The organism is Kitasatospora sp. NPDC058406 (assembly GCF_042722765.1).
Lineage (GTDB): Bacteria > Actinomycetota > Actinomycetes > Streptomycetales > Streptomycetaceae > Kitasatospora.
In genome coordinates this window covers 1-6,161 of sequence record NZ_JBHXKE010000002.1, presented here as the reverse complement: position 1 = coordinate 6,161, position 6,161 = coordinate 1, and the positions used below count along the sequence as shown (strand labels likewise).

The 6,161-nt window shown below is 75.1% G+C and carries 5 protein-coding genes; 2 read left to right on the top strand and 3 right to left on the bottom strand.

Translation table 11 applies throughout. The features are described 5' to 3' along the window. Positions 1 to 138: 138 nt before the first annotated feature. Complete coding sequence (locus ACFWOG_RS00540; RefSeq protein WP_355408297.1) at positions 139 to 1,245, bottom strand: polyprenyl synthetase family protein; 1,107 nt, start codon at positions 1,243 to 1,245, stop codon at positions 139 to 141. A gap of 184 nt (positions 1,246 to 1,429) precedes the next feature. Between ACFWOG_RS00540 and metF the strand changes: the two genes are divergently transcribed. Both metF and ACFWOG_RS00530 read left to right on the top strand, forming a co-directional pair. After that, positions 1,430 to 2,344 (top strand): methylenetetrahydrofolate reductase [NAD(P)H], encoded by a 915-nt coding sequence (gene metF, locus ACFWOG_RS00535; RefSeq protein ID WP_329882163.1) that lies wholly within the window; start codon positions 1,430 to 1,432, stop codon positions 2,342 to 2,344. 197 nt (positions 2,345 to 2,541) lie between these two features. Further along, positions 2,542 to 3,513, top strand: coding sequence for a hypothetical protein (locus ACFWOG_RS00530; protein WP_380353375.1), 972 nt, complete (start codon positions 2,542 to 2,544; stop codon positions 3,511 to 3,513). 53 nt (positions 3,514 to 3,566) lie between these two features. On the opposite strand, the gene ACFWOG_RS00525 is transcribed toward ACFWOG_RS00530, so the two are convergent. Together ACFWOG_RS00525 and ACFWOG_RS00520 are read right to left on the bottom strand one after the other, a co-directional pair. Next, entirely contained in the window at positions 3,567 to 5,072 is a 1,506-nt protein-coding gene (locus tag ACFWOG_RS00525; protein WP_380353373.1) for a phytoene desaturase family protein, read from the bottom strand. Between the two features lie 10 nt (positions 5,073 to 5,082). After that, positions 5,083 to 5,727, bottom strand: coding sequence for a DUF4126 domain-containing protein (locus ACFWOG_RS00520; RefSeq protein ID WP_329882160.1), 645 nt, complete (start codon positions 5,725 to 5,727; stop codon positions 5,083 to 5,085). Positions 5,728 to 6,161 lie beyond the last annotated feature (434 nt).

Sequence of the window (6,161 nt, the reverse complement as noted above, 5' to 3'; positions counted from 1 at the left end):
CCGTGCGCGCCCCTCCCCCCCCCGCCCGGGGCCCGCCCGGGCCCCCCCCCCCGCCCCGCCCCCCGGGGCCCGCCGCTCCGGCGGGGCCCCCCCCCCCCCCCCCCCCGACCGGCCGCCTGCCTCCTCCGCCGTCCGCGGTCAGTACTTGCGGACGGTGGCGGCCTCGGCCAGCGCCAGCAGCACCTCGCGGGCCCGCTCGTCCGCCAGCGGCGCCGCCGCGAGCGCGGCCAGCGACTGCCGCATCAGCTCCTCGATCCGCTGCTCGACCACGTCCGGCGCGCCGGAGCGGGCCACCAGCCCGCGCAGCTCGGCGACCTCCGGGGCGGCCAGGTCGGGCGCGCCCAGCCGCTCGTCCAGGTGCCGGGCGTCGGCGGCCGACAGGCCCCGCATGGCGTGCGCCACCAGCAGCGTCCGCTTGCCCTCGCGCAGGTCGTCCCCGGCCGGCTTGCCGGTGACCGCGGGGTCGCCGAAGACGCCGAGCAGGTCGTCCCGCAGCTGGAACGCCTCGCCCAGCGGCAGTCCGAACGCCCCGTACGCCTCGACCAGCTCCGGCGGGGCGCCCGCCAGTAGCGCGCCGACCTGCAGCGGCCGCTCGATCGTGTACTTGGCCGACTTGTAGTGCAGGACGGTCTGCGCCCGGTCCAGCGCGCCCTCGTCGGTGGAGTCCCCGGCGACCGGCTCCAGCACGTCCAGGTACTGGCCGACCATCACCTCGGTGCGCATCAGGTCGAACATCGGCTTGGCGGCCAGCACCGCGGCCGGTTCCAGGCCCGAGTGCAGGAACAGCTCGTCGCACCAGATCAGCAGCAGGTCGCCGAGCAGCACCGCCGCCGAGGCGCCGTACTGCTCGCGGTCGCCGCGCCAGCCGTGCTCGCGGTGGAGCGCCTCGAACCGGCGGTGCACCGAGGGCAGACCGCGCCGGGTGTCGCTGCGGTCCATCAGGTCGTCGTGGACCAGCGCGCTGGCCTGGAGCAGCTCCAGGGCCGCCGCCGCCCGGTCGATCCCGCTGCTCGCCGCCGGGCCGCCGGCGCCGCGCCAGCCCCAGTAGCAGAACGCCGGGCGCAGCCGCTTGCCGCCGTCCAGCAGGAAGTCGCGGAGCGCGTCGGCGACCGGCCCCAGCTGTGGGGAGATCTTGCCGAGCAGGGCCGACTGGCCGCCCATGAAGCCGGCGAGGGCGGCGTTGACACGCTCGCGCACGTCCTCCACGTCAATGGGGTTGGCCGGCCGCTGGCGGGACGAGGTCACGATGGGACTCCGGAGGTCGCTGGGGTTCAGCCAGGGTATCCGGGCGGGCAGGAACAACTGTACGGACGAGCGTCGGCCGCCCGGGTGAACGGCGGTGGTGGGGAACCGGAACGCCGTCCACCTGTTGTCTCAAAATCTGGGACCGAGTTGTCCGCGCCCTTCGCCCGGCGGCTAACCTGCCAGCATGGCACTAGGTATCGCTTCCACCAGACCGGACCGCGCGCTGACGGTCCGCGAACTCCTGGCAGCCGGCAAGCGGTCCTTCTCCTTCGAGTTCATGCCACCGCGCACCGAGGCCGGCGAGCAGAAACTCTGGGACGCCATCCGGCGGCTCGAACCGCTCGACCCCAACTTCGTCTGCATGACCTACGGCGCGGGCGGCTCCTCGCGCGAGCGCACCGTCAACATGGTCGGCCGGATCGCCACCGAGACCACGCTGACCCCGGTCGCCCACCTGACCGCCGTCGACCACTCGATCGCCGAGCTGCGCAACATCATCGGCCAGTACGCCGACCAGGGCGTGCGGAACGTCCTCGCGGTGCGCGGCGACCCGCCCGGTGACCCGACCGGCGAGTGGGTCAACCACCCGCAGGGCGTCACCTACGCCTACGAGCTGGTCGAGCTGATCAAGGGCATCGGCGACTTCTGCGTCGGCGTGGCGGCCTCGCCGAACATGCACCCGCGGTCGACCGACTGGGACGAGGACATCCGGCACTTCGTGGCGAAGATCCGCTCCGGGGCCGACTACGCGATCACCCAGATGTTCTTCGAGGTCGACGACTACCTGCGGCTGCGCGACCGGGTGACGGCCGCCGGCTGCGAGGCGCCGATCATCCCGGAGATCATGCCGGTCACCAACGCCAAGCAGCTGGAGCGGTTCCCCGAGCTGAGCGGTTCGGCCTTCCCGGTCGACCTGGAGGCCCGGCTGCGGGCGGTGATCGACGACCCGGCGGCGCTGCGCGAGGTCGGCATGGAGCACGCCACCGCGATGTCCGAGCGGCTGCTGGCGGAGGGCGTCCCCGGGCTGCACTTCATCACGCTGAACCACTCGACGGCCACCCTGGAGATCTACCAGAACCTCGGCCTGCACCGGCGCTGAGCCTCGTCGGCGGCTCATGTCCGGCCCGGCCCGGCCCGCTTTCCGCCCTTCTGCGGCCCGTCCGCGGGCGGTCCGGGGCAGGCCGGGAGCCGGGCCCGAGCGGCCGGGAACGCGATGCGGTACCCGGGCCGTTGAACCGGTACAGTCGCCGCACACGCGCGGCGCGCGCGGGCACGCGACTGGAGGTACCGGGCGGGATGGGGATCGGATACCTGCTGCTGTACGGCGCGTTGGCGGTGGTGGCGCTCTGGCTGGTCGCCGAGCTGCTGCTGCAGAACCGGGCGCCGCTGCACTGGCGCGGCCTGGCCCTCGCCGGCTTCCTCGGGGTGGCCGTCGGGATGGCGATGGGATCCGTCCCGGTGATCGGCGGGGGCGCGGCGATGTTCGCGGTCGGCCAGACCTTCGTCACCCTCTCGGTGAAGCGCGGGTACGCGGCCGGCTGGTCGCTCCGCACGGCCGACGGCGGCCTGCCCGGCCCGCTGGCCAAGGTGCCCATGCTCGGCGCGCTGACCGGCGGTGCGGCGGCCGCGGCCGCCGTGGTCGCGGCGGAGCGGGTCGGCGAGGTGAGCGTCGTCGAGGAGGCCCCGGAGCCGGCCCCGGCGGCCGAGGACGCACCGGCCGTCGAGCAGACCGCAGCCTTCGCGATGCAGGAGCTGGCGACGGACGGCGTCTACGCGCCCGCCTACTACGAGCAGCAGCAGACCGAGCTGCTCCAGGCCGTTCCCCAGGCCGTCCCTCAGGCCGACCCGTACGCCGAGGTCTACGGGACGGGGTACGACCAGCAGCAGACGGCGTGGGACCAGAACGCCCAGCAGCAGTGGCAGACCCCGCAGCAGCCCGCCTTCGCGTACGACCAGGGCTACGGCACCTACCAGCAGCAGGCCGTGCAGCAGCCCGACCCGTACGGCACCTACCAGCAGCAGGGTGTCCAGCAGCCGGATCCGTACGGCACCTACCAGCAGCAGGGCGTCCAGCAGCCTGACCCGTACGGCTACGACCAGCAGCAGTGGCACCCCCAGCCCGGGCACCAGCACGTGGACCACCACCAGGCCCAGCCCGACCAGGGGCAGGGCCACGATCAGGGCCAGGGCCGGCACGGTATCCCGCAGCAGCCGCAGTACGACCAGTACGGCTACCCGCAGCAAACCACCTGGCAGCAGCAGGGCTGATTCCGGGACCCCGGAACCGGATCCCGCTCGGCGGCCCGCTCCGACCGTCCGGCTCAGGCGGGGCCGATGAGGTTGGCCACGATGCAGGCGGACATGCCGACGCGGGCCAGGCCGCCGCCGGGGTGGGCGGCGCCGCCGGTGAGGTAGAGGCCGGGGTAGTCCTCGTTCGGGGCCTGGAGCAGGTCGCCGCCGAATCCGGCGAGCGCGGGCGGCGGCACGGAGCCGAAGAAGGAACCGGCGTCGCGCTCGGTGTGCTCGGGAGTGCGGACCACCCGCCAGAGCACCCGCTCGCGCAGGCCGAGCCCGGCCGCGTCGGCCTGGTCGAGCATCCGGTCGGCGAAGGCGTCGGCGGTGCCGGGCGTCCCCCAGTCGAGGTCCAGCGAGGGCGTGGTCGCGGTGAGCACGACGCTCTCGTGGCCCTCCGGATGCAACGACGGGTCGTCCGGCCGCAGGACCTGGACGGTCGGGCGGTCCGACAGCGGGGCGCCCGGGGAGAAGATGCCGGCCAGCTCGGCGGCCGGGTCACCGGCGTGCACCACCGTGCGGTGCGCGGTACCGGCCGGCCGGGCGCCGCGCAGCGCGAGCAGCACGCTGACCCGTCCGGGCACGCCGTGCAGCCGCCCGGCGGAGGCCGGCCAGTCGTCCGAGGAGTCGGCCGGGCCCATCCACTGGGTGTGCAGCACCCGGGTGTCGATCGAGGAGACCACCAGGTCGGCGTCGATCCGGTCGCCCTTGGTCTGCACACCGCAGACCCGGCCGTCCCGGGTGTCCACCTTGGTGACCGGCGTCTCGAAGCGGAACTCCACCTTGCGCTGCTCGCACCGCCGGTGAAAGGCGTCGGCCAGCGCGCGCAGGCCGCCCCGGACGTACCAGACGCCGAAGGACTGCTCCATGTACGGCAGCACGGTGGCCCCGGCGGGGGCGCTGCGCGGGTCGAGCCCGAAGCGCAGCGCGTGCTCGTGCAGCAGGGCGGTCAGGGCCGGGTGCCCGCCCAGCTGCTCGGCGGCGACGTCGGCCAGCGTCCACGGCCGGCGGCCGCGCAGCCGGCCGAACAGGCCGCGCCGGTCGGCCCCCGGCACCGGGTACGGGTCGGTGTGCAGCGGCCGGGGGTCGGCGGGGAGGGGCTCCTCCAGCAGCGGGCGGCGGGTGGCCTCCCAGACCGTGCGGCCGTGGTTGAGCACCGTTGCCCAGCGCTCGCCGGCGCCCGGGCCGAAGGCCTCGTCGAGGGCCCGGACCACGCCGCCCCGGGACGCGTTGGGCAGCGACAGCGCGGTGCCGTCGGCGAACAGGTGACGGCTCTCCGGGTCGACCGGGCCCAGCTCGACCAGTTCCTCCAGCGGCTCCCGGCCGGTCTTCAGCGCGAGGTCGCGGTAGACGGCGGGGAGGGTGAGCAGACCCGGGCCGGTGTCGAAGGCGAAGCCGTCGCGCTCGTAGCGGCCGACCATCCCACCGTACGTGCCGCGCGCCTCGCAGACCGTCACCCTGTGCCCGAGGGTCGCCAGCCGGGAGGCCGCCGCGAGCCCGCTCATACCTGCGCCGATGATGACGATCCGTGCCATGCGTCCGATCCTAGGGCCCGCTCCGGGTCCCCTGGACGGGCTCCTCCACCACCGGGCGTCCGGCCGCGGCGGCGCGGGCGGCCCTCCGTTCCCGCCGCCGGGCCCGGAAGGCCCGGATCCGGTTGACCGCGAACCAGACCAGCAGCAGGCCGATCAGCAGCAGGACGGTGGCGATCGAGGCGGCCAGCCAGGGGTGGAAGATCGCCAGGGTGACCAGTCCGGCCACCGACACGTCCTCGGCCAGCGAGACCACGATGTTGCTGGCCGGCTCCGGCGAGGTGTTGACCGCCATCCGCAGCGAGGCCTTCACCAGGTGGCTGACCAGCGCGGCCGTGCCGCCCATCGCGCCCGCCGCGACCTCGCTCAGCGAGCCCGGGTCGGCGGAGGCGATCAGCGCGCCCACGGTGGCACCCGCGACCGGCCGGATCGCGGTGTGGGCGACGTCCCAGAGGCTGTCCACGTACGGGATCTTGTCGGCCACCGCCTCCAGCAGGAACAGCACGCCCGCGGCGATCAGCACGTCGGTGCGCTCCAGCGCGGGCGGCACCGAGTCGGCCCCCGCGAACCGGCCGAGCAGACCGAGCAGCAGCACCACCGCGTACGCGTTGATCCCGCTCGCCAGTCCGCTGGTGAAGATCAGCGGAACGATCGTCATCCGTTCCTCCTCGGAGTGCCCGCCGGGATCGGCCCGGCTCGCCGTACCGTACCGGGACGCCGCGGGCGGGGTGTGCGGTTCCCGCCGCGGGAGGTCCGAGTGCGGTCCGAGTGCGTCTGAGTACGGATACTCAGGTACCGGGTTGAGTACCTGCGCGGATGGCCCGCGACCTGCGAAGACGGGAGAGTGGTGGCACCGGGACGGCGGCGCGTCGGGCGCTCCGCCCCGGAGCTGCGGACGGGCGTCGTCCGCCGGTCACGGGGGACCGGCGGAAGCGCCGTCGAGCTCCGCACCGGAGCCGGTCGCAGGCCGCGCACCGCCGGCACGGGGCGGCGGAGCGGGCCTGGGGGGACCGGCGCACCGGCGGGGGGAACCGGGCCGGAAGGCGGCGGGCGGGGGGGCCGGGGGCAGCGGGGGGCGGGGGGGGGCCGGGC

Bases quoted from the DNA above. Each gene is read 5' to 3' on its own strand.
- ACFWOG_RS00525 (WP_380353373.1), bottom strand. From the start codon at position 5,072: ATGGCACGGATCGTCATCATCGGCGCAGGTATGAGCGGGCTCGCGGCG.
- ACFWOG_RS00530 (WP_380353375.1), top strand. From the start codon at position 2,542: ATGGGGATCGGATACCTGCTGCTGTACGGCGCGTTGGCGGTGGTGGCG.
- ACFWOG_RS00520 (WP_329882160.1), bottom strand. From the start codon at position 5,727: ATGACGATCGTTCCGCTGATCTTCACCAGCGGACTGGCGAGCGGGATC.
- metF (WP_329882163.1), top strand. From the start codon at position 1,430: ATGGCACTAGGTATCGCTTCCACCAGACCGGACCGCGCGCTGACGGTC.